Genomic DNA, 20,522 nt, shown 5'->3' with positions numbered 1-20,522 from the left:
TTTAAATCGCATTGCGCAGGCTGAGGTTCTCCGGATGCGGTTGCAGGTACACCTGCAGCGCGATGTATGGGTCCGGGTGTTGGCGAAAGTGGTGTTTGAGCAGCGTCAGCGGCACCACCAGCGGCACGATGCCCTGGTGGTACTGGTTGATGACGGTCTGGATTTCCTGCTTGTCGGCGGCACTGATGGTTTCGCGCAGGTACCCGCAAATGTGCTGCAACACGTTGGTGTGGGTACGGCGCGTGGCTGGTTTTTTCAGGGCCGCCATCAGTTCGCTGAAGTAGCGCGGCGCGATGTCGTTGGGATCGCAGCGGCCCATGTTGCCCAGCAGGTTGCCCAACGCCTTGTACTGAATCGGGTCATTGGCCATCAGTTGGTATTTGTAGCGGGAATGAAATTCGGTGAGGGCGCGACGGGTAACGCCTTCTTTCAGCAACTGTTGCCAGGCGGCGTAGGCGTAGACGCGGGTGATGAAGTTCTCGCGCAGCACCGGGTCGTTCAGGCGGCCGTCTTCTTCCACGGGCAGATTGGGGTGTCGGGCGCAGAATGCCTGGGCGTAGATACCGCGACCGCCCGCATCGAACGGCGCACCGTTGTCGCGATACACCTTGACCCGCTCCAGCCCGCAGGACGGCGATTTCTGCATGAAGATGTAGCCGCAGATGTCGCTCATCTCTTCGGCCATGTGCGCGCCATAATCGGCCAGCGGCTGGGTCACGTTCATGTCTTCGTGGACACTGCCCACGGCTTGCGGATGCTCCGGGTCGCCCACCAGCCGAATCGCCTCGCGCGGAATTCCCATGCCGATGGCGACTTCAGGGCACGCGGGGACGAAATCGAAATATTCGTGCAACGCCCGGGTCAGCAGGTGTGATTCTTTATGGCCGCCGTTGTACCGAACCTCAACGCCCATCAGGCAGGCGCTCACCCCCAATTTAGGCTTGGATTTCTGTTCCGGCGATTGATCGGCGGGTACGGACATAGACAAACCTCGATAAACTTTCTTGTACAGACTGACAGCGCTGTACAACTTCTGTTCATCATAGGTTTGAGGTTGTACAAGTCAAATGATTTGTACAGCTATTGGCGACTTGTAGGAGTGAGCTTGCTCGCGATGCGTTATTTCAGGCGCTGCGATGCTGACTATGTCGACGCCTCGCGAGCGAGCTCACTCCTACAGAGAGGGAATGCTGCAAGGCTATTTCCACCCCATCAACCAGCGTTCATCGTCCTGCAACGCTTGCCAGGGGAAACGCTCGCTGCGTTGGGTCAGCACCGCCTGCAGTTCGATTTCCAGCACCGTGCCTTCTTCGTCGCGGAAGAGTTCGGTCACCAGAAAGTGTTTTTCGCGATGGCGAGGATGGGCTGCTGTCCATTTCGACAGCAGCAGTTTGCGTGGATTGAGGCGATTCACTTGAGGTGTTCGAGCAAACGGCGCGCAGCTTCTTGACCGCTCAGCCAGGCCCCTTCGACTCGCCCGGACAGGCACCAGTCGCCACACACATAAAGGCCCAGATCCGGATCGGACAGTGCGCCGACTTCACGTCCGCCTGCCGGTCTGGCGTACAGCCAGCGGTGGGCGAGGGTAAACGCCGGGGCGGGCATCGCGCAGTTGATCAGCTCGGCGAACGCGCCGTGCAGATGATCGATGACCTGCTCGCGGGGCATGTCCAGATGCTGACGACTCCAGGCGCTGGTCGCATGCAAGACCCACGTGTCCATCGTGCTGTCGCGTCCAGGTTTGCTGCGGTTGCGGGCGAGCCAGTCGATGGGGCTGTCCTGCACGAAGCAGCCCTCCAATGGGGTGTCCAGCGGTGTGTCGAACGCCAGTGCCACGGCCCAGGTCGGCTCCATTTTCACTCCGGCCACGACGCTTGCCAGCTTCGGTGCCGCAGCCAGCAGCGTTGTCGCCTGAGGGGCGGGAATGGCGATGACCACCTGACTGAAGGGCCCATGATTGCGGCCGTCAGCGTCGATCAGATGCCAGTGCTCTTCGCCCCGGAAGACCTCGGTGATGCGGCAGGAGAACGTGACGGGCATATCACTGAGCATCGCCCGGGTGATCGCGCTCATGCGCGGCGTGCCAACCCAACGCACTTGCTCGTCCGGGGACAGGCTCAGCGCGCCATTCTGAAAGTTGTAGAGCTTGGGTTTCCATTCAGCGACGTGACCTTCGGCCTGCCACTGTTGAACCGCAGCGGCGAAGCGACGATCACGGGCCGTGAAATATTGCGCGCCCATGTCCAGGGCACCCGCATCGCTGCGCTTGCTGGACATGCGTCCGCCGCTGCCACGGCTCTTGTCGAAAAGGTGGATGCCATGCCCGGCAGCTTGCAGTGCGCGGGCGGCTGAGAGTCCGGCGATACCGGTACCGATGATTGCGATGGGTACAGTCATAGGGGCCTCGTTACCTTGTCTGCACAGACTACGCCGACGTCAAAACCTGTACAATGCTGTTTTTCGGTATAACTTATCGTCCCTCGACGTTCAGGACGTTGATCGCCTCGCGATCCATCTTGAGTGTGATGTTCTTAAGTGTGACGCCTGCTCGGAATCGTTCAACTGCGCGAACGGATTAATCGAACGTACGGTTCAGAAGCCGTTCTCTATAGCGTGGCCTACTCTCCCTTCACAAGCGCGTTGTTTGTGAAGAAATAGACTACCGATTTGCGACGAACGCCACGCGAGGAAGACACGCATGCACATCTTGCTGACCGGCGGTACAGGCTTGATAGGCCGTCGCCTGTGCCGACACTGGCTCGATCAGGGCCATCGACTGACAGTCTGGAGCCGCAAGCCCGACGATGTGCCGCGACTGTGCGGTGCCAGCGTGCGCGGCATCGCTCATCCCGATGACCTTGGCAGCGAACCGGTCGATGCCGTCATCAACCTGGCCGGCGCCCCGATTGCCGACCGTCCCTGGACCCGCAAGCGCAAAATGCTGCTGTGGGACAGCCGCATCACCCTCACCGAACAACTCCTCACCTGGCTTGAACGTCGCGAGCAAAAGCCCGGCGTATTGATCTCGGGATCAGCCGTGGGGTGGTACGGCGACGGTGGTGAGCGGGAGTTGGACGAAACTTCGCAACCCGTCAGCGAAGATTTCGCCAGCCGCCTGTGCATCGCCTGGGAAGAAACGGCCCAGCGCGCCGAGGCCTTTGGCATTCGCGTGGTGTTGCTGCGAACCGGTCTGGTGCTGGCCCGCGACGGCGGCATGATGCAGCGCCTGTTGCCGCCGTTCAAAATGGGCATGGGCGGACCGATCGGGAACGGACGCCAATGGATGCCGTGGGTCCATATCGATGACCAAATCGCCGCGATTGATTTTCTGTTGAACCGAGAGGACGCACAGGGCCCCTATAATGCCTGCGCGCCATCACCGGTTCGTAACCGCGATTTCGCCAAGACACTCGCCGAGATTCTGCACCGTCCTGCGTTCATGCCCATGCCGGCCATTGCGCTGCGGGTCCTGATGGGCGAACTGTCGATTCTGTTGTTGGGCGGCCAGCGCGCTCGCCCGAACCGATTGCTGGAAGCCGGATTCACGTTCCGATTCACCGATCTGCACGCGGCCCTGGAAGACCTGTTGGGCCGCCACTGACATCAAGGTGTTGCATGACCGATCACGCGTTACTGCTGGTAAACCTGGGTTCGCCAGCCTCCACCGACGTTGCGGATGTTCGCCGCTACCTCAATCAGTTCCTGATGGACCCTTACGTTATCGATTTGCCGTGGCCGGTGCGCCGCTTGCTGGTGTCGCTGATCCTGATCAAACGCCCGGAGCAATCGGCCCACGCCTATGCGTCGATCTGGTGGGACGAAGGCTCGCCCCTCGTTGTGTTGAGCAAGCGTCTGCAACAGGCGATGACGAAGGAATGGAAACACGGCCCGGTCGAGCTGGCGATGCGATACGGCGAGCCGTCGATTGAAACGGTATTGACCCGTCTGGCGGCGCAGGGCACCAAGAAGGTCACGCTGGTGCCGCTGTACCCGCAGTTTGCCGACAGCACGGTGACCACCGTCGTCGAAGAGGCCCGCCGTGTGATTCACGAGAAAAAGCTGAGTTTCGAGCTGGCGCTGCTGCCGCCGTTCTTCAACCAGCCCGAGTACCTCGACGCGCTGGTGCAGAGCGTCAGGCCACATCTGGAACAAGATTACGATCACCTGCTGCTCAGTTTTCACGGTTTACCCGAGCGCCACATCAACAAGCTCGATCCCACTGGGAATCACTGCTTCAAGAACGGCAACTGCTGCGAAACGGCGTCTCCCGAAGTGCTGGCGGTCTGTTACCGGGCGCAGTGCATGCGCTCATCGGCCGAGTTCGCCAAGCTGATGGGCATCCCCGATGGCAAATGGTCGGTGTCCTTTCAGTCACGGCTCGGACGCGCCAAATGGATCGAACCCTACACCGAAGCGCACTTGGCCGAACTGGCGGGGCAGGGCGTGAAGAAGTTGCTGGTCATGTGCCCGGCGTTTGTGGCGGACTGCATCGAGACGCTGGAAGAGATCGGCGATCGCGGGGCTGAGCAGTTCAAAGAAGCGGGGGGAGAGGAGTTGGTGCTGATCCCGTGCCTGAATGACGACCCGAACTGGGCAAAGGCATTGAATACGCTGTGCGAGCGTGCGCCTGCGATGGTGTGAGCTCGGCAGTTCTGTAGGAGCGTGGCTTGTCCCGCGACCGGTGGGGAACCCGCCGTAAAACCTGCCAACGCGTTATGCCTGTCATACCGCAGACGCCGGGTTTACGACGACTACGTCGCCGGTCGCGGGACAAGCCACGCTCCTACAGTCATCACATGGGAAAAAACTACGGCAACTGATCATCCAGATGCTTGTTCTTCCAGCTGTCATTGCCCGGCAGGATCAGGTTCAGCAGGATCGCGGTCACTGCGCACAGCGCGATGCCTTTCATGCCGAAATCATCAGGCCCGTTGCCGGTGCCGATCAGCACGCCGCCGATGCCGAAGACCAACGTCACCGAGACGATCACCAGGTTGCGCGCTTCGGCCAGATCGACCTTGTGGCGAATCAGCGTGTTCATGCCCACCGCTGCGATGGAGCCGAACAGCAAGCACAAAATCCCGCCCATGACCGGCACCGGAATGCTCTGCAACAGCGCGCCGAACTTGCCGATGAACGCCAGGGCAATGGCGAAGATCGCCGCCCACGTCATGATTTTCGGGTTGTAGTTCTTGGTCAGCATCACCGCGCCGGTCACTTCGGCGTAGGTGGTGTTGGGCGGGCCACCAAAGGCGCCTGCGACTGTCGTCGCGATGCCGTCGCCAAGCAGCGTGCGGTGCAGGCCCGGCTTCTTCAGGTAGTCGCGACCGGTCACGCTGCCGACCGCGATCACGCCGCCGATGTGTTCGATGGCCGGGGCCAGCGCCACTGGGACGATGAACAGGATCGCCTGCCAGTTGAATTCCGGCGCTGTGAAGTGCGGGATGTCCAGCCAGGGCGCTGCGGCGATTTTTGCCACATCGACCACGCCGAAGTAGAACGACAGTGCGAAGCCCACCAGCACGCCAGAGATGATTGGCACCAGGCGGAAGATGCCTTTGCCGAACACGGCAACGATCAACGTGGTCAGCAGCGCCGCCATCGAAATCGTGATGGCCGTGTGGTACGGAATCAGCTCCGCCGCGCCGTCACCCGTACGGCCCATGGCCATGTTGGCGGCAATGGGCGCCATCGCCAGGCCGATGGAAATGATCACCGGGCCAATCACCACCGGAGGCAGTAAACGGTCGATGAACCCCGTGCCTTTGATCTTCACGGCCAAGCCGAGGAAGGTGTAGACGAAGCCCGCCGCCATCACGCCGCCCATGGTCGCAGCGAGGCCGAATTGGCCTTTGGCGAGAATGATCGGGGTGATGAACGCGAAGCTGGAGGCCAGGAAAACCGGCACCTGACGCCCGGTCACCACTTGGAAGCACAAGGTGCCCAAGCCTGCGGTGAACAGCGCGACGTTGGGATCGAGGCCGGTAATCAGCGGCATCAGCACCAGCGCACCGAACGCCACGAACAGCATCTGGGCGCCCGAGAGGACGGTGCGCCACAGTGGATCGTTGAACTCATCCTGTTTCATCAGGCGTCCTTTTGCTTGGTGCCGAAAATCTTGTCACCGGCGTCGCCCAGCCCCGGAATGATGTAGCCGTGTTCGTTCAGGCGCTGGTCGATGGACGCGGTGTAGATCTGCACGTCCGGGTGCGCTTTCTCGACGATGGCGATGCCTTCCGGCGCGGCCACGAGGACCATGGCGCGGATGTCGCGGCAACCGGCTTTTTTCAACAGGTCGATGGTGGCGACCATCGAGCCGCCGGTGGCCAGCATCGGGTCGATGATCAGCGCCAGACGCTGGTCGATTTCCGGTGCGAGTTTTTCCAGGTAGGTGTGGGCTTCAAGGGTTTCCTCGTTGCGCGCTACGCCCACGGCACTGACCTTGGCGCCCGGAATCAGGCTGAGCACGCCTTCGAGCATGCCAATGCCCGCGCGCAGGATCGGCACTACGGTAATCTTCTTGCCCGCGATCTTCTCGACCTGAACGGTGCCTGCCCAACCTTCAATGTCGTAGCTTTCCAGTGGCAGGTCCTTGGTCGCTTCATAGGTCAGCAGCGAGCCGACTTCCTGCGCCAGTTCACGAAAATTCTTGGTGCTGATATCGGCACGGCGCATGAGGCCGAGCTTGTGACGGATCAGCGGATGGCGGATCTCACGAATGGACATAAGGGGAAGGCTCCAGCGGGCGGGCAAAAAAAACGGCTTAGATTAATCTATTACGCTGTAACTTGTCTTACCGGTTAGGTTCGCGTTTCTTACATTAATGGGACGTCAGTGCAACGTTAGTCCAGAAACACTTGCCCTGACCTGATCCGATGCGTACCTTTGCCCGCTTTTCCTTAAGCACCCCCCTTGGAGAGCGTCATGTCCGCTGATCTCGATCATATCCGTCAAGTCATGCGCGAGGCTGACTGCCTGTACACGAACGACGAAGTCGAGGCGTCCATTGCCCGCGTCGGCGAGCAAATCAACAGCGTGTTGGCCGACCGCAACCCGGTCGTGTTCTGCGTGATGAACGGCGGTCTGATCTTCGCGGGCAAGCTGCTGACCCACCTGAACTTCCCGCTGGAAGCGTCTTACCTGCACGCCACCCGCTACCGCAATGAAACCAGCGGCGGCGAGTTGTTCTGGAAGGCCAAGCCTGAAGTCTCGTTCATCGACCGTGACGTGCTGATCATCGACGACATCCTTGACGAAGGTCACACCCTGGGCGCGATCATCGATTTCTGCAAACACGCGGGCGCCAGCGCTGTTCACACCGCTGTGCTGATCGACAAGGACCACAACCGCAAGGCGCGTCCTGACTTGAAAGCCGATTTTGTCGGCCTGCCGTGCATCGACCGCTACATCTTCGGTTATGGCATGGATTACAAAGGCTACTGGCGCAACGCTGCCGGGATCTATGCGGTAAAAGGGATGTAACAGACGCCCCGCTTGACCCCTGTGGGGAGCGAATGAATTCGCTCCCACAGGTGAGCCTGCGCCTGGCTCAGACTTCGCAGCACAGATGAGTTTCTGTAGGAGCGAATTCATTCGCGAAGCGGTATTTCAGGCGAAGAAATGTTTTGGCTGACACGCCCTTCGCGAACGAATTCGCTCCTACAGGTTATGCAGTGTTCGGCAGAAGAACGATGCTCACATGCTAGAGTGCATCCCACTTTTTCCGGGAGGCACCCATGACGTTATCGTTTCGTAGTCAAGCTGCGTTGATGTTGCTGTTGACCCTGCCGCTCCCCGCACTCGCCGAACCCATGCACGCCCAATACCTCCCGCCTGACGAACTGTCCGTGCGCGAAGGCGAGCCCGAGCAGCAGCAATTGCTGCAGATCACCGACTACACGATCGTTGTCGGCAGCCAGCGTCAATCGAATCAGCAGCCCATTCCTGTCACTTCGCCCCTGAGTTTGCGCCTCAAAGGCAAACCCATGAACAAGGGCGCAACGATTTCGGAGGTGGTGATTCATTTCGACGGCGAAAGCAAAAGCCTGAAAAAACCGGCCTATGACGAACCGAGCCGCACCCTGACCCTTTTCTACCCCGCCAGCCAATACCGGGTGCTGGTGGACCTGCTGCGCAACGAAAAGGTCTATTGCCAGTTCCTCAGCTACGCCAACGGCCACGTCTGGGCTGACTTGCACACCGGCAGCGTACGCGCGCGTTGAGCCAGTGGCCGGGCGAGGGGTAAACTGCCCGCCCGTGAAATGTCCCGCAAGTCAGTTGGAGTCAGCAATGCGTAAAGATAAGAAGCAGGTGATTGGCGATGAAATCGGCGACGCCCAGATCAAGCTGTTCCTGGATTTTGAGCCGGTCGATGCCACGTCGCCATCGCTGCACAAGCTGATCAAAGGCTACCGCGGTCTGCGGGTCGATGATTTTGAGCGTTTTCTGGTGTTCTTCAAAGAAGCAGGCTACGACCTGGATGGCAAAGATGAGCACGGCAACGACTTCATTGCCTTGATCAAGGACCAACGCAACGCTCAGGACTACATTGACCTGATCGAAAAAGCCCGCGCCTGATTTCCTGCTCTATCGTGCCTGGCAACAGACACTTGCTCTAAAGACGTGTTGGCCTGACGCAGAAACCAAAAGCCCCGCTGCGTGGGCGGGGCTTCAGGTTGTTCACAGATTCAGAAAGGGTTCTGAATCACGCGAAGCTTGTTGCTGCCGGACTGTTTGGAACCAGATCCAGACTCGCGTCGCTTTCGGCGCTGACACGCTGATACAGCTGCGCGTCAGTTTCCAGCGCTTTCTCCCGAGCCGGGAAGATTTCATTCAGTTTGGCAGCCCACTCGGTTTTGGTTTTTTCCGGGAAGCAGCGTTCGATCAGGTCGAGCATGATCGAAACGGTGACCGACGCACCTGGCGAGGCACCCAGCAACGCCGCGAGGGTACCGTCTTTGGCCGAGACCAGTTCGGTGCCGAATTGCAGAACGCCGCCTTTCTTCGGGTCCTTCTTGATGATCTGCACCCGCTGACCGGCCACTTCCAGGCGCCAGTCTTCGGCTTTCGCTTCCGGGTAGAAGCGACGCAAGGCATCCAGACGCTGTTCCATCGACTGCCGCACTTCGCTGATCAGGTACTTGGTCAGGTCCATGTTGTCGCGGGCCACGGCCAGCATCGGCGCGATGTTGGCAGCGCGAATCGACAAGGGCAGGTCCATCAGCGAGCCGTGCTTGAGGAACTTGGTGGTGAAGCCGGCGTAAGGGCCGAACAGCAGGGAGGTCTTGCCGTCGACAACGCGGGTGTCCAGGTGCGGCACGGACATCGGTGGCGAACCCACTGCAGCCTGGCTGTACACCTTGGCCTGGTGGCGCTTGACCACTTCCGGGTTGTCACAACGCAGCCATTGGCCGCTCACCGGGAAACCGCCGAAGCCTTTGCCTTCTTCGATGCCGGACATTTGCAGCAGCGGCAATGCCGCGCCACCAGCGCCCAGGAACACGAACTTGGCGTCGATTTCGCGGGTGCCGCCGCTGTTGACGTCCTTGATGGTCACGCTCCAGCCGTTGCCTTTACGGCTCAGGCCGGTCACGCGCTTGCAGTATTTGACCTGCGCATCGGGCGCGCTCGACAGGTGCTTGAGCAACTGATTGGTCAGGTTGCCGAAGTTGACGTCGGTGCCGTGCATGACACGGGTCGCGGCGATTTTCTGGTCGGCAGGACGGCCGGGCATCATCAGCGGCATCCACTCGGCCAGTTTGGCCTTGTCTTCGGTGTATTCCATCGAAGAAAACGCGTGGTGCTTGCTCAGCGCCTCGAAGCGTTTTTTCAGGTAGGTCACACCTTTTTCGCCCTCGACGTAGCTCAGGTGCGGAACCGGCGTGATGAACGAGCGCGAAGAACCGAAAGTGCCCTTGCGAGCCAGGTAGGCCCAGAACTGCTTCGAGACTTCAAACTGTGTGTTGATATGAATCGCTTTCTTGGTGTCGATGGAGCCGTCCGCCGCTTCCGGCGTGTAGTTCAGCTCGCACAGGCCTGCGTGGCCGGTACCGGCGTTGTTCCAGGGGTTGGAACTCTCGGCGGCACCGGAATCCATCAGCTCGACGACCTCGACTTTCAGGCTCGGGTCGAGCTCCTTTAGCAGTACGGCGAGGGTGGCACTCATGATGCCTGCCCCGACCAATACCACATCGACTGCTTCGTTCTGCGCCATTAACGCGTCTCCAAAAATCTGCTGCACCAAATTGACGGCATGAGATCCCGAGGTCAGTTGCCGGGGGCGGGCGGCGCGTTATCGCGCAATGCCTCGTACCACCCGACCGGGAGCGTCATGTCCGATTCTTCGCAATTTTTTGCATGTCAGCGCACGCCTTGAGAGGGCCTGGTTGATGCTTTTATGGAAAGCATGAACTCATTTTTCGGCCTGGACAGCCATTCGACCATCGTCAAGACATCCGGGGCATGCAACCAAATCCGTAGCGGACAGGCTTCAAGCTCCGGTTGTGGAGGCTGCGCGGCAGTCGGTCCTGTGCAAGGGGGCTGGGTCAGACGCTAATGGTGCATGTACAAACGCGTAACTATTCATTTGCTCGCCACACTCTTGTGAAGTTGTGAAAACCCGTTTTTTTCACGCTCTTTTGGAGACGCGAACCTCAAAAAGGGGCTGCGCGATGGCAGCTCCGACAGATCAGGTTCGGACCCAGTGTGGGCAATGGTGGGCAAGAAAGGTTCGAGTGCATCGACCATCTCACGCTCGCAAGGCGACATACCGGGCAGCACATGTCTGTGTGGAAGGCTCTCTGTGGGCGTTACGAAGGTGCTGATTTTGTGGATCAGCGGTGCTGCGAGGCCCGATCAGGAGACGTCCTTATAATCGGGGGGAGATTATGAGTGGTGGGGCAAGATGCCGCAACACATAACCATGCACGGATCGACGTCCAGCACTTTGTCACACCGTTGATTCAACTGTGTGGCAGGCCGAAGCGGCGCCATGCGCGGACGCCCGCAGGCGCACGGTTGCGACAGGGCTTACTGAAGCGGGCCGACCCCGTCCGGTATCTGGAGGGCATCGGTTTTCGCTTTATGTTTTGTTGCCGCTGACTCGGCCGTCCAGAGTCCTCGGGCTTCTCGCTCTTTTTTAACCAGAGGGGTGTACAGGTGATTGAGGTTCGAGCGGATACCCTCAAGGTTGTGTTTATCTTCTTCGATGCTTTCAAATCGTTTGATGATGTCATCGCATGGGCCTATCTCGCATCCCATCCACCGACGCCCCTTCAGCTCCGCGACGACGAACGTGGTGCCTGATCCTCCAAATGGATCGAGGACGGTATCGCCCGGGTTTGTCGACATCTCAATAATTCTGTCCAGCAGTTTAACCGGCAGTTCGTTCGCACCTGCCCGCTTTTTGTACTTCGCGTGCCTGACGGGAGGGATATCGGTCCACACATCGGTCATGCTTATCCCTTGGGGGTTCATCTTATGTTTATAACCTCCATAGTCTTTGAGGTTATCGAAACAGCTTGGGCATGTTTGTGTGGGTAACCTGTCGGCGATCAGCTTGTTAGGTTTTTCACCTTTGACAAAATAGAGCAATGAATAATGAGAAGGGTACAGGCGTCCTTTGATCGGTAGGCTGTATTTAATATCTACCGAAATCCAGTGCTTGAACGTGAGGCGGCCATGCAGGAAGGTGCTGATCGTGCTGTTCCACAGAGGAAGGTTCCAGATGAACAACGCACCGCCGTGTCCAAGCACACGGATGCACTCCTTTAGCCAGTGTTCTGTCCAGCTCAAGTATTCCTCTTCCCTGATATTGTCGTCCATGTTCGATGGGTAGAGTTTGTCAAGATTGAAGGGCGGGTCGGCGAACACGAGATCGACAGAGTCGCTCTCCACGCTGTGTAAGAACGTCAGGCAGTCTTGTTGATACAGTTTGCCAAGCGCTGAGGTCATCACCGGTTCAACCGGAGTATTGGGATGTTGCGCAAGTTCTTTGGCCGGGGCGATGATGTTGAATATATCTTCCGAGTGCGCCCGAATGAGGGCAAGCGCTTCTCTATCAATACGGCCCGTCTTCAGTTTTAGCTGGAGCTCTGATAGGCCGTAATGCTCTTCGATTTTTCTAAGGTCCTCACCGGAAGGCAGGGTATTGGATTCGTTGTAATGGTTGAGTCGTGCGATAGGAATGCCTGTTTTTTCGGCAGCTGACTTGATCTCTTGCGCGAACTCTCCGCTGAGGCCAAGCGCTTCGAAAAATTGATTTGAATAGCCCATCGTCATTGTCTTTGGGGGTAGCGAGTTAATGTCGGCAGCCTATCATAGGCCGTGTTCAGCCTTGCATTCTGGCGGCAGCGGAACGAGGGGCGGTAGGTGGGGATTCGCGCGGGAGAAGGGCAGTCAGGCCTGACTTTCAAAAAGGGATAACACTTTTTTCAAGCTGGCGCCCCGGGGGCGAAGGACGTTCATTTGGATAATGGATGTCGTGTTGAAACTCGTGTTCAGATGCTGAGCAAATGCCGGGCTGTCATCGCGCGTACTCGCGGGCTGACGCGGGCGCTGGCGGGCAATGGATGGTGCAGCCAGCACAGCTTCGGTTCATGGACTTCCACCCAGCCGTGCCCTTCCGGCGCAACGGCGCAGTGCTTGAACGACAGGCAGATGCCAAGGTGGTCCAGGCGAGCGTAGTGGCGATAACGGCGGCGTAGCGAGAACAGAGACCAGAGAAAGTCCATCGCGAGGACTCCTTGTTTGGGTGGTTGTGAAAAGTATGTCGTGCGCCGATGACACGGCTGTGACGCTGGTGTTGCTCGATGATGTCTGTCATCGATGAGGCAGACCGGCGAACAGGAGGGTGGGAACCGGGACGATGGCACTTTGTCGTATCTTTACGCTAGTGAGCGACCTCCGGAGGTCGTTATACTGCGGCACAATTTGTGCCTTGGCCCATGGAGAGATGAGCATGTTGCGTCGTGTTTTGTTCGGTTTGCTTGCAGTCGGCAGTCTGACGCTGGTGGGGTGCGCCCACAGCCCGCAATCACTTAACCCGCAACCGAAACTGAATGCCCAACTGGCGCCAGTCGGTCACGGTCAGCAAGTGACGGTTCGCGTGGTCGATGGTCGTCCTTCGCAGACCCTCGGAACCCGTGGCGGCCTGTACCCTGAAACCAGTTCGATCACCGTCAACGGTCAGCAATTGGTCCCGCAGCTGCAGGCCCAGGCCGAAGCAGCAGTGCGTTTGCTGGGCTTCACGCCGGTTCAGGGCGGCAATGGCCCTCAGTTGACCGTGACCTTGGCTGAACTGAAGTATCAGTCGCCGAAGGAAGGTCTGTACGTGACCGAAGCCAACATCAGCGCGACGTTCCGTGCGGATGTGCAGAACAACGGTCGCAGCTACAACGGCCGTTACGCCGCTTCGCTGGATCAGCGTTTTGGCATGGCGCCGAATGAAGAGACCAACACCAAGCTGATCGGCGACGTCCTCAGCGACGCATTGACCCGCGTGTTCCAGGACCAGACCATCGGTCGCCAGCTGGGTCAGTAACGCTTTCGGTTGATACGAAAAAGCCCCGGTATCGTGAGATGCCGGGGCTTTTTTGTGGGGGAATGCATGACTACATCTGTGGGAGCGAATTCATTCGCGAAAAGGGCAGTACATCCGACACATCTCTGGTGCCTGACCCCTTTTCGCGAATGAATTCGCTCCCACAGGTTTCGGATCGTTCGCCAGACGTGTGGTTCAGGCGTGAGGCAATCTCACGCCGCCTGATAAAAATCAAGAAAGCTGAATCCGGTCACCAGGTCCACTTCAGGCAGGTCGTTGTGCTGGTGCCCGCCCAATGCGCAATAGACCAGCCAATGACGGTCCTGCACGTTGAACGCCAGGCCATCGATCAAGGCTTGTTGCTCGTCACTGGGGGCAATGAGGTAAAGGCGATCCTGGTTGTGGGCGTGCAGCATGACGGGCTCCGCGTCTGAATGGGGGCGTTCGAGGCGCTACACAGTGACCGGTTCAGGTGACGTTAAGGTGACAGGCGATACCGTATTCGGCAGATCCCACCGAAGACACGGCGCGCCATCGATCGCGTGCCATTGAGGCCCCATGTCGCTCATCCAGCACTCCCCCGGGATGGTCATCAATCTGTTCGCGCTGCTGGCGGCGGGCCCTGGCATCTGGCTGCTGTACACCACGCGCAGCCGTGAACAGCGAGAAACCGCGCACCTCAACAACCTGACCGCACAAGCGCCGATCGATGAGCCGATGCACCTGATGGACGTGCCAACGCTGCGCATGATTCGCCAGAGCTACCGGATCGGCGCCGGGTGCCTGGCGTTTGCGTTGGTGTTGTCGTGGGTGAGCACGAAAATCTGACGGCTATGGGTAGCCACTGTAGGCGCCTGACTCAGGCTTCGCAGCGCAAATGAGCTTCTACAGGTTTTGCATCGCCGGGGTGCCGTATGTCCGGGAATAAAAACGGCGCCTGATCAGGCGCCGTTTTTTCATGGGACGGTCATCAGAGCGGCAATCCCGCCTTGACCCGATACTGATTGCGCACTGGGGTCGCGTATTGCAGCACCAGATAAGGCCGGTGCGTTTCAGGGCAGCCGTCCAGACGACGCTGCCATTCCTCCTTCGCACGCTCCAGTTCATCCGCCGGAAACACCTCGGCGGCCGTCGGCACGTTCAGGCTCGGATCGGCATCGGCCCACTGCGCATACGCCAGGTAATGCACCGGGAACAGGCGATAGCCGCCGAGGATCTGCTTGTCCATCTCAATCGCCAATTGCTTAGTGTCTTCGAACACTTCGGTGATCGGCGGCGCGAAGTTGACGTGCACGCGGCCTTTATAGCCCGTGATGCCCAAAGCAATGCTGACGTCGTCCTCGCCCGGCGCTTTCGTGTAGCTGCCGGTGGTGGCGCGGATGAACAGCTCGCGGGCCTTGGCGTGATCGCACGGGTCGTATTCGTAGCTGATGGACACTGGCGTCAGGTTCAACGACCGGATCACTTCGCCAAACGGCTCGTCCTTGCGGCTCATGTGGAACATCTTGAGGATCGCCGATTCAGTGCGGTCGTCGCCGTCCTTTGCGCGGCCTTCGGCCTGGGCGATCCAGATCGATGCGCAATCGTTGCGGATCGAGTGGTTGATGTACGCCGACAGCAACTGGTATGCCGCCATTTTCTCGCGACGCCCGGCGATGGAGCGGTGCACGATGAAGCTCTTGTTCAAGCGCATCAGGTCGCTGACGAAGGGCTTCTGCAGCAGGTTGTCGCCAATGGCGATACGCGGCGTCGGCAAGCCTGCGTGGTACACGGCATAGTTGACGAAGGCCGGGTCCATCACGATATCGCGGTGGTTGGCGAGAAACAGATAGGCGATCCCGGACTTGAACTGCTCAACGCCGGTATAGGTCACACCATCGGTGGCGCGCTCGATCGTATGGTCAACGTAATGTTCGACCTTGTCCTGCAAAGCCGCGACCGAGTCGATGCCCGCGAACTGGCGACGCAGCTTGCGCGCGATGGCGGGCTGCAAGATCCAGCCGAGGGAGCCGGCCAGACGTGGAAAACGGAAATGCGTGAGAATCGCGAGGAACGCCTTGTCACCCAGCAGCCGATTGAGTACGGCTTTTACTTCGGTGTCGTCGTACGGTCGGATGGCATCAAATTCGCCCATCATGCTCTCTTGTTGGAAACGGCTAGGGTAATGGTAGGTCGGGCGAATACTGAAGAATGAAACCCGGCCTGCAAACGAGTCGGCGATTATACGCAAAACTGCTCTCGGAGACTGTGATGCACGAAATACAACCAGCAGCGCCTTACGAGTGCCCCTATTGCGGCGAGCCGGGAGAGACCCTTCTTGATCTCTCCGAGGGGGATCATCATTTCATAGAAGATTGTCACGTGTGCTGTCGCCCGATCGAATTTCATCTGGAAACCGATGGCGAGCAATGGGACCTGGAAGTCCGTGCCGAGAACGAATAATGCGCAAAATCTACGAGCCGGAAAACATGATGGAAGGGGAGTTGTTGCAGTCCATGCTCGCCAGTGAAGGCATCGAGTCCCACATCACCGGGCGTCATCTATTGGGAGGGATCGGCGAATTGCCGGTGTTCGGTCTGTTGGGCCTCGCGGTGGACGATGAGCAGGCTGAACGCGCGCGCCAGTTGATCACTGAGTACAATGGCGCTTTTCCGTTGTCGGGCGATGAACCTGACAGCTACCCCGACGTGTTGTTGTGCTGAAACCGGCGCCGCGTCATTTGAATTGCTTTACAGACGAGTTGCCCTGAGCCCATGTGTGGACGTTATGCGCTGTTTCGTTGGACGCCCGCTTTTGCGGCCTTGCCCGGATTCCCGGCAGACCAGCAGGCGCAGTGGAACATTTCGCCTGCCGATTCGGTGCTGATGATGCGGGCAGCGCAGGGCGAGGAGGGCGGTCGTGAACTGGCGCGGGCACGCTGGGGGCTGACCCCGCCCTGGCTGACGGACATGTCGAAAACCCCAGCGCACGCACGGGCCGAAACCCTGGCCGAACAACCGATGTTTCGTCAGGCGTTTCGTGAGCGACGGTGTCTACTGCCCGCGAATGGCTTTTACGAATGGCGTGGAACGGTGCGCAAGCGCCCTTTCTGGTTGACGCCGGGTGAAGGTTCGGCGCTGTTTTTTGCCGCGATCTGGGAAGCGTATCCGGTGGAGGGGCACGTGTACCTGAGTGTGGCGGTGGTGACGCAAGCGGCAATGAGTCAACGCAGGCCGCTGATTCTCGATGCTGAAGGGCAGGCCGCCTGGCTCGACCCCGAGGCCACGATGCCGACGTTGCAATCGCTGCTGGCTGCGCCGCAGATGCAACTGCGTGAGCGGCCATTGGCAAACCTGGTGAACGATCCGAAGCTCAATGCACCGGAGTGTTTGACGCCGTTGTAAGGCATGCGGCTCCAACGTTCCCGGTTTCTACCCGGAATTGTGGAAACGCCATCCCCCTGTGGGAGCGAATTCATTCGCGAATGGTCGGTACATCCGACTCATCTCTGGTGCCTGACCCCTTTTCGCGGATGAATTCGCTCCTACAGTGAGTAATGCGGCGGGTCAGGCACGCCGCATTTTTTGCATCAAACCCTGAACTGATTGATCAACCGGCGTTGTTGCTCCGCCAACTTGGTCAACTCGGCACTCGCTTGGCTCGACTCATCCGCACCGCCCGCCACCTCGTTCGCGACCTGACCGATGTTGATCACATTGCGGTTGATGTCGTCGGCCACGGCGCTCTGTTCTTCGGCGGCACTGGCGATCTGGGTGTTCATGTCGTTGATCACCGACACGGCCTTGGTAATGCTTTCCAGTGCCTGCGCTGCTTCCGCCGCATGGCCCACGCTTTCGTCGGTCTTGGTCTGACTGTCTTCCATGACCTTGACCACTTGCCGCGTGCCGGTCTGCAGGGCCTGAATCATGCTCTGGATTTCTTCGGTGGCTTGTTGCGTCTTCTGCGCCAGATTTCGCACTTCATCGGCCACGACGGCGAAGCCTCGGCCTTGCTCGCCCGCGCGGGCCGCCTCAATAGCCGCGTTGAGGGCGAGCAGATTGGTCTGCTCGGCAATCCCGCGAATGGCCGTCAGGATCGCGTTGATGTTCTCGCTGTCCTTGGCCAGCGTCTGCACCACGCCCACGGCGCGGCCGATTTCCACGGCCAGTTCGCTGATGGAGTTCGAAGTGTTGTGGACGATGCGCATGCCTTGATTGGCGGCATCATCCGCGTGGTTCGCGGCTTGTGCGGCCTGAGTGGCGTTGCGTGCGACGTCCTGAGCGGTGGCGGTCATTTCATGCACGGCCGTGGCGACCAGATCGATCTCCGCCATCTGTTTATGCACGCCTTTGTTGGTGCGAATGGCGATGTCGGCGGTGTGTTCGGACGAATCGCTGACTTTCTGCACCGAGGTCACTACCTGGCTGATCATTACCTGCAGCTTGCCGAGGAAGGTGTTGAATCCCGTGGCAATCGCGCCGAGTTCGTCGGCACGGTCGCTGGTCAGGCGGCGGGTGAGGTCGCCTTCGCCCTTGGCGATGTCGTCGAGCATCACCACCATCTGTTTCAGCGGACGCGCAATCCCGCGACCCACAAACCAGACAATCAACAGCCCCAGTGCGGCGATCAACAGGCCGACCATGGTCATGCCGAAAATGTCGGTTTCACGTTGGTGCGCCAAATCACTTTGCAGCTTTTGCAGGTCGGCCATCACGGCGTTGACCGGCATGCGAATCATCAGGGTCCAGCGCGCGTCGGTGTCGCCGATCCCGAACGGCATGTACAGCTCGATGTGGCCGTGTTCCTTGTCGATGTCGTAACGCACTTCGCCTTTGGTAATGGTGTTGAGGTTCGCGACTTCGTTTGCATCGAGGATGTCGCTGGCCTTCTCGCCGAGCTTGCTGGTGTCCTTGGTGTAGGCGACCAGTCGACCGTTGGTGGCGATCAGCGCCATGTCACCGGCGCCCTCATAGAGCTTTTTATCAGCGCCTTCGAGCATGTCCTGGATGAAGTTCACCGACAGGTCGGCGCCGACGATGCCCTGAAACTTGCCGTCCAGCATGATCGGCTCGATGAACGACGACAGCATGACCATTTTGTCGCCGACTTTATAAGGGGCCGGGTCGATCACGCAGGGTTTGCGGGTTTCTCGTGAGCACAGGTAGTACTCGCTGGAGCGGATGCCCGTGGAGAGAATTTTGGTGTCTTCGAGGCTGGCGAGTTTTTCCAGGTTGAACGTGCCGTCCGGCTTGCGATACCACCAGGCCATGAAGCGGCCGTCCTTCGGATCGACGCCGGTGATGGGCGTCTCGGCGTACGCGGCATCGTTGTGATCCAGCACGTCTTTTTCCCAGCCAATGTAGGAACCGAGAATTTTCGGGTTCCGCACGACGGTTTCGTGCAGCACGTTGAGCAATTGCTCGCGGCTGACTTTCAGCAGCGGTTCGCCCTTGCTGTCTTTCATGCCCAGCGTGGCGTTCATGGTCGCGAGGCCGGCTGCGGTGTGCAGCGGCGCTTCCAGTTCGCGCTGGATTTCACTGGCCTGGGTGCGCGCAATCGCGGTCAGGCGCTGCTGGATAGCCTGTTCGAATTGTGCGGTGGTGCGCTTGTCCACCAGTTCCTGAGTTCGGGCCCCGGAAAACAAGGAATAAAGCACAAGGGCAGCCACGACGCTGAGCACGATGGCACCCGCCAGTGCCGCAACTGAAAACTGTATCGATTTGAACTTCATAGTGGCTCCGGACGTGGAATTACGCCTGAAGGAGATATCGCCTTGTCTCGCACTTAATTGAGGCGAAACCGACGAAGTGGCCGCTTTTGAATCGCTCAGGTCGCAATTGGGTATGTCGCCCACAGCCCACGGTTTCTAAGGCCTTCGAACTTTTTGAAGCGCTGATGCAGGAACTAAGGGGAATGTTTTATCTCTGTTACAAATGTGCGAATTTTTAACCGCTATTTATATGGCAATCGGCTGCTATATGGCACTCACCGGGCGTACGGCCTAGGATGAGCGCCTTGTTTCCAAGGAGATACAACATGCGTAAGGCCTTTACTCTCTGTTCCCTGAGCGCCGCGTTGCTGGTGGCAGGCTGTCAAGCCGTCAACACCACCAGCGGAGATTCGGTGGGCGTCGAGCGCAAGCAGTACATGTTCAGCATGTTGTCGACTGATCAGGTCAATCAGATGTACGCGCAGTCCTACCAGCAAACGGTCAGCGAGGCGTCGTCCAAGGGTGTGTTGGATAAGGACAGCGCCGAAGCCAAGCGCGTGCAAGCCGTTGCCCAGCGGCTGATCGCCCAAGCGCCGAAGCTGCGTCCGGATGCCGCCCAGTGGCAGTGGGATGTGAACCTGATCAAGAGCGATGAGCTGAACGCCAACTGCGGCCCGGGCGGGAAGATCATCGTGTACAGCGGTTTGATCGATACGCTCAAACTCAGCGATGACGAATTGGCGGCGGTGATGGGGCATGAAATCGCCCATGCCTTGCGCGAGCACGGTCGTGAAGCGATGTCCAAGGCGTATGGCATCCAGATGGCCAAGACAGGCGCAGGCTCATTGCTCGGTCTGGGGCAGGACAGCCTGGCGCTGGCCGACACCGTGGTCAATTACAGCCTGACGTTGCCGAACAGCCGTGCCAATGAAAACGAAGCCGACCTGATCGGCCTGGAACTGTCGGCCCGTGCCGGTTACAACCCCAACGCTGCGATCACCCTGTGGCAAAAGATGCAGGCTCAGGCGGGGGCGTCGCAGCCGGAGTTCATGAGCACACACCCGGCTTCGTCCAATCGGATTGCCTCGTTGCAGGCAGCGATTCCAAAGGTGATGCCGCTCTACGAGCAAGCGCCGAAGGGGTGACCCTCATTTGATGATTGACGCGATCCCAACTGTGGGAGCGAATTCATTCGCGAAAAGGGCTCACAAACGACAGATATGTATCGAATGTACTGGCCAATCGCGAATGAATTCGCTCCCACAGGGATGAGCATTCCGACACGGGTGATGC

At 59.1% G+C, this 20,522-nt stretch carries 22 protein-coding genes and 1 pseudogene; 11 read left to right on the top strand and 12 right to left on the bottom strand.

Translation table 11 applies throughout. From position 1 onward, the window contains the following. Nucleotide 1 precedes the first annotated feature (1 nt). From ACWKWE_RS10435 to ACWKWE_RS10425, 3 genes are all read right to left on the bottom strand, one after another. Nucleotides 2-982 carry a YbgA family protein gene (locus tag ACWKWE_RS10435; protein ID WP_166597246.1) on the bottom strand — a complete coding sequence of 327 codons (981 nt, stop codon included), beginning with the start codon at nt 980-982 and terminating at the stop codon, nt 2-4. Nucleotides 983-1,198: 216 nt separating this feature from the next. Then, nucleotides 1,199-1,414: a TIGR02450 family Trp-rich protein gene (locus tag ACWKWE_RS10430; protein ID WP_166597245.1), complete on the bottom strand. Its 216-nt coding sequence runs from the start codon at nt 1,412-1,414 to the stop codon at nt 1,199-1,201. Beyond that, nucleotides 1,411-2,397, bottom strand: coding sequence for an NAD(P)/FAD-dependent oxidoreductase (locus tag ACWKWE_RS10425; RefSeq protein ID WP_483850432.1), 987 nt, complete (start codon nt 2,395-2,397; stop codon nt 1,411-1,413). Before ACWKWE_RS10425 ends, ACWKWE_RS10430 begins: the two co-directional genes overlap by 4 nt. Nucleotides 2,398-2,698: 301 nt before the next feature. On the opposite strand from ACWKWE_RS10425, the gene ACWKWE_RS10420 reads away from it, so the two are divergent. After that, nucleotides 2,699-3,601: a TIGR01777 family oxidoreductase gene (locus ACWKWE_RS10420; RefSeq protein WP_483850431.1), complete on the top strand. Its 903-nt coding sequence runs from the start codon at nt 2,699-2,701 to the stop codon at nt 3,599-3,601. A gap of 14 nt (nt 3,602-3,615) precedes the next feature. Continuing rightward, nucleotides 3,616-4,641: a ferrochelatase gene (gene hemH, locus ACWKWE_RS10415; protein ID WP_483850430.1), complete on the top strand. Its 1,026-nt coding sequence runs from the start codon at nt 3,616-3,618 to the stop codon at nt 4,639-4,641. A 166-nt stretch (nt 4,642-4,807) separates the two neighbouring features. Here hemH and ACWKWE_RS10410 read toward each other — a convergent pair whose 3' ends face one another. Together ACWKWE_RS10410 and upp are read right to left on the bottom strand one after the other, a co-directional pair. After that, nucleotides 4,808-6,088, bottom strand: a complete 1,281-nt coding sequence (locus ACWKWE_RS10410) for a uracil-xanthine permease family protein (RefSeq protein ID WP_401149882.1) — start codon at nt 6,086-6,088, stop codon at nt 4,808-4,810. Then, nucleotides 6,088-6,726 carry a uracil phosphoribosyltransferase gene (gene upp / locus ACWKWE_RS10405; protein ID WP_166597240.1) on the bottom strand — a complete coding sequence of 213 codons (639 nt, stop codon included), beginning with the start codon at nt 6,724-6,726 and terminating at the stop codon, nt 6,088-6,090. The genes ACWKWE_RS10410 and upp overlap by 1 nt, the downstream gene beginning before the upstream one ends. Nucleotides 6,727-6,924: 198 nt before the next feature. On the opposite strand from upp, the gene ACWKWE_RS10400 reads away from it, so the two are divergent. The 3 genes from ACWKWE_RS10400 (at nt 6,925) to ACWKWE_RS10390 (ending at nt 8,577) form a co-directional block, all read left to right on the top strand. Further along, nucleotides 6,925-7,482, top strand: coding sequence for a hypoxanthine-guanine phosphoribosyltransferase (locus tag ACWKWE_RS10400; RefSeq protein WP_166597239.1), 558 nt, complete (start codon nt 6,925-6,927; stop codon nt 7,480-7,482). 254 nt (nt 7,483-7,736) lie between these two features. Beyond that, nucleotides 7,737-8,222, top strand: a complete 486-nt coding sequence (locus tag ACWKWE_RS10395) for a hypothetical protein (RefSeq protein ID WP_166597238.1) — start codon at nt 7,737-7,739, stop codon at nt 8,220-8,222. A 67-nt stretch (nt 8,223-8,289) separates the two neighbouring features. After that, nucleotides 8,290-8,577, top strand: a complete 288-nt coding sequence (locus ACWKWE_RS10390) for a PA4642 family protein (protein ID WP_166597237.1) — start codon at nt 8,290-8,292, stop codon at nt 8,575-8,577. 127 nt (nt 8,578-8,704) lie between these two features. Here the strand turns inward: ACWKWE_RS10390 and mqo are convergent, their stop codons facing one another. The 3 genes from mqo to ACWKWE_RS10375 form a co-directional block, all read right to left on the bottom strand. Beyond that, nucleotides 8,705-10,213 (bottom strand): malate dehydrogenase (quinone), encoded by a 1,509-nt coding sequence (mqo, locus tag ACWKWE_RS10385; protein WP_166597236.1) that lies wholly within the window; start codon nt 10,211-10,213, stop codon nt 8,705-8,707. An 815-nt stretch (nt 10,214-11,028) separates the two neighbouring features. Then, on the bottom strand, nt 11,029-12,273 hold the full coding sequence (locus tag ACWKWE_RS10380) for a DNA methyltransferase (RefSeq protein ID WP_483850429.1): 1,245 nt from the start codon (nt 12,271-12,273) through the stop codon (nt 11,029-11,031). A gap of 224 nt (nt 12,274-12,497) precedes the next feature. After that, nucleotides 12,498-12,731 (bottom strand): hypothetical protein, encoded by a 234-nt coding sequence (locus ACWKWE_RS10375; RefSeq protein WP_166597234.1) that lies wholly within the window; start codon nt 12,729-12,731, stop codon nt 12,498-12,500. A 227-nt stretch (nt 12,732-12,958) separates the two neighbouring features. On the opposite strand from ACWKWE_RS10375, the gene ACWKWE_RS10370 reads away from it, so the two are divergent. Beyond that, nucleotides 12,959-13,540, top strand: a complete 582-nt coding sequence (locus ACWKWE_RS10370; protein ID WP_166597233.1) for a YajG family lipoprotein — start codon at nt 12,959-12,961, stop codon at nt 13,538-13,540. Between the two features lie 212 nt (nt 13,541-13,752). Here ACWKWE_RS10370 and ACWKWE_RS10365 read toward each other — a convergent pair whose 3' ends face one another. Then, complete coding sequence (locus ACWKWE_RS10365) at nt 13,753-13,956, bottom strand: hypothetical protein (RefSeq protein WP_341962076.1); 204 nt, start codon at nt 13,954-13,956, stop codon at nt 13,753-13,755. Nucleotides 13,957-14,098: 142 nt separating this feature from the next. On the opposite strand from ACWKWE_RS10365, the gene ACWKWE_RS10360 reads away from it, so the two are divergent. Beyond that, nucleotides 14,099-14,368: a hypothetical protein gene (locus ACWKWE_RS10360; protein WP_483850428.1), complete on the top strand. Its 270-nt coding sequence runs from the start codon at nt 14,099-14,101 to the stop codon at nt 14,366-14,368. 142 nt (nt 14,369-14,510) lie between these two features. Here ACWKWE_RS10360 and ACWKWE_RS10355 read toward each other — a convergent pair whose 3' ends face one another. Next, nucleotides 14,511-15,674 (bottom strand): 1-acyl-sn-glycerol-3-phosphate acyltransferase, encoded by a 1,164-nt coding sequence (locus tag ACWKWE_RS10355; protein WP_483850427.1) that lies wholly within the window; start codon nt 15,672-15,674, stop codon nt 14,511-14,513. A 116-nt stretch (nt 15,675-15,790) separates the two neighbouring features. Between ACWKWE_RS10355 and ACWKWE_RS10350 the strand changes: the two genes are divergently transcribed. Genes ACWKWE_RS10350 through ACWKWE_RS10340 form a run of 3 tightly spaced genes read left to right on the top strand, consistent with a single transcriptional unit; the run spans nt 15,791 to nt 16,923 of the window. Continuing rightward, entirely contained in the window at nt 15,791-15,982 is a 192-nt protein-coding gene (locus ACWKWE_RS10350; protein ID WP_166597229.1) for a CPXCG motif-containing cysteine-rich protein, read from the top strand. Next, entirely contained in the window at nt 15,982-16,242 is a 261-nt protein-coding gene (locus ACWKWE_RS10345) for a putative signal transducing protein (protein WP_166597228.1), read from the top strand. The genes ACWKWE_RS10350 and ACWKWE_RS10345 overlap by 1 nt, the downstream gene beginning before the upstream one ends. Before the next feature lie 51 nt (nt 16,243-16,293). Beyond that, on the top strand, nt 16,294-16,923 hold the full coding sequence (locus ACWKWE_RS10340) for an SOS response-associated peptidase (RefSeq protein WP_166597227.1): 630 nt from the start codon (nt 16,294-16,296) through the stop codon (nt 16,921-16,923). Between the two features lie 185 nt (nt 16,924-17,108). Here the strand turns inward: ACWKWE_RS10340 and ACWKWE_RS10335 are convergent, their stop codons facing one another. Then, on the bottom strand, nt 17,109-17,852 hold the full coding sequence (locus tag ACWKWE_RS10335) for a methyl-accepting chemotaxis protein (protein WP_371928595.1): 744 nt from the start codon (nt 17,850-17,852) through the stop codon (nt 17,109-17,111). Between the two features lie 114 nt (nt 17,853-17,966). Continuing rightward, a pseudogene (locus ACWKWE_RS10330) lies at nt 17,967-18,161 on the bottom strand (HAMP domain-containing protein); the annotation flags it as partial. A 1,394-nt stretch (nt 18,162-19,555) separates the two neighbouring features. On the opposite strand from ACWKWE_RS10330, the gene ACWKWE_RS10325 reads away from it, so the two are divergent. Then, nucleotides 19,556-20,374, top strand: a complete 819-nt coding sequence (locus ACWKWE_RS10325) for a M48 family metallopeptidase (protein ID WP_166597225.1) — start codon at nt 19,556-19,558, stop codon at nt 20,372-20,374. Nucleotides 20,375-20,522: the final 148 nt, after the last annotated feature.

The sequence above is a fragment of the Pseudomonas salicis genome (assembly GCF_057128705.1).
The sequence above is the reverse complement of the archived record's forward strand: the minus strand, read 5'-3'. Positions and strand labels throughout refer to the sequence as shown.

What these genes read in the sequence shown, in the direction of transcription:
- ACWKWE_RS10425 (WP_483850432.1), bottom strand. Translation starts at nt 2,397, where the DNA reads ATGACTGTACCCATCGCAATCATCGGTACCGGTATCGCCGGACTCTCA.
- ACWKWE_RS10420 (WP_483850431.1), top strand. Translation starts at nt 2,699, where the DNA reads ATGCACATCTTGCTGACCGGCGGTACAGGCTTGATAGGCCGTCGCCTG.
- ACWKWE_RS10410 (WP_401149882.1), bottom strand. Translation starts at nt 6,088, where the DNA reads ATGAAACAGGATGAGTTCAACGATCCACTGTGGCGCACCGTCCTCTCG.
- ACWKWE_RS10335 (WP_371928595.1), bottom strand. Translation starts at nt 17,852, where the DNA reads ATGGCGGAGATCGATCTGGTCGCCACGGCCGTGCATGAAATGACCGCC.
- ACWKWE_RS10390 (WP_166597237.1), top strand. Translation starts at nt 8,290, where the DNA reads ATGCGTAAAGATAAGAAGCAGGTGATTGGCGATGAAATCGGCGACGCC.
- ACWKWE_RS10350 (WP_166597229.1), top strand. Translation starts at nt 15,791, where the DNA reads ATGCACGAAATACAACCAGCAGCGCCTTACGAGTGCCCCTATTGCGGC.
- mqo (WP_166597236.1), bottom strand. Translation starts at nt 10,213, where the DNA reads ATGGCGCAGAACGAAGCAGTCGATGTGGTATTGGTCGGGGCAGGCATC.
- ACWKWE_RS10435 (WP_166597246.1), bottom strand. Translation starts at nt 982, where the DNA reads ATGTCCGTACCCGCCGATCAATCGCCGGAACAGAAATCCAAGCCTAAA.
- ACWKWE_RS10345 (WP_166597228.1), top strand. Translation starts at nt 15,982, where the DNA reads ATGCGCAAAATCTACGAGCCGGAAAACATGATGGAAGGGGAGTTGTTG.
- ACWKWE_RS10340 (WP_166597227.1), top strand. Translation starts at nt 16,294, where the DNA reads ATGTGTGGACGTTATGCGCTGTTTCGTTGGACGCCCGCTTTTGCGGCC.
- upp (WP_166597240.1), bottom strand. Translation starts at nt 6,726, where the DNA reads ATGTCCATTCGTGAGATCCGCCATCCGCTGATCCGTCACAAGCTCGGC.
- hemH (WP_483850430.1), top strand. Translation starts at nt 3,616, where the DNA reads ATGACCGATCACGCGTTACTGCTGGTAAACCTGGGTTCGCCAGCCTCC.
- ACWKWE_RS10355 (WP_483850427.1), bottom strand. Translation starts at nt 15,674, where the DNA reads ATGGGCGAATTTGATGCCATCCGACCGTACGACGACACCGAAGTAAAA.
- ACWKWE_RS10395 (WP_166597238.1), top strand. Translation starts at nt 7,737, where the DNA reads ATGACGTTATCGTTTCGTAGTCAAGCTGCGTTGATGTTGCTGTTGACC.
- ACWKWE_RS10375 (WP_166597234.1), bottom strand. Translation starts at nt 12,731, where the DNA reads ATGGACTTTCTCTGGTCTCTGTTCTCGCTACGCCGCCGTTATCGCCAC.
- ACWKWE_RS10365 (WP_341962076.1), bottom strand. Translation starts at nt 13,956, where the DNA reads ATGCTGCACGCCCACAACCAGGATCGCCTTTACCTCATTGCCCCCAGT.
- ACWKWE_RS10400 (WP_166597239.1), top strand. Translation starts at nt 6,925, where the DNA reads ATGTCCGCTGATCTCGATCATATCCGTCAAGTCATGCGCGAGGCTGAC.
- ACWKWE_RS10360 (WP_483850428.1), top strand. Translation starts at nt 14,099, where the DNA reads ATGTCGCTCATCCAGCACTCCCCCGGGATGGTCATCAATCTGTTCGCG.
- ACWKWE_RS10370 (WP_166597233.1), top strand. Translation starts at nt 12,959, where the DNA reads ATGTTGCGTCGTGTTTTGTTCGGTTTGCTTGCAGTCGGCAGTCTGACG.
- ACWKWE_RS10325 (WP_166597225.1), top strand. Translation starts at nt 19,556, where the DNA reads ATGCGTAAGGCCTTTACTCTCTGTTCCCTGAGCGCCGCGTTGCTGGTG.
- ACWKWE_RS10380 (WP_483850429.1), bottom strand. Translation starts at nt 12,273, where the DNA reads ATGGGCTATTCAAATCAATTTTTCGAAGCGCTTGGCCTCAGCGGAGAG.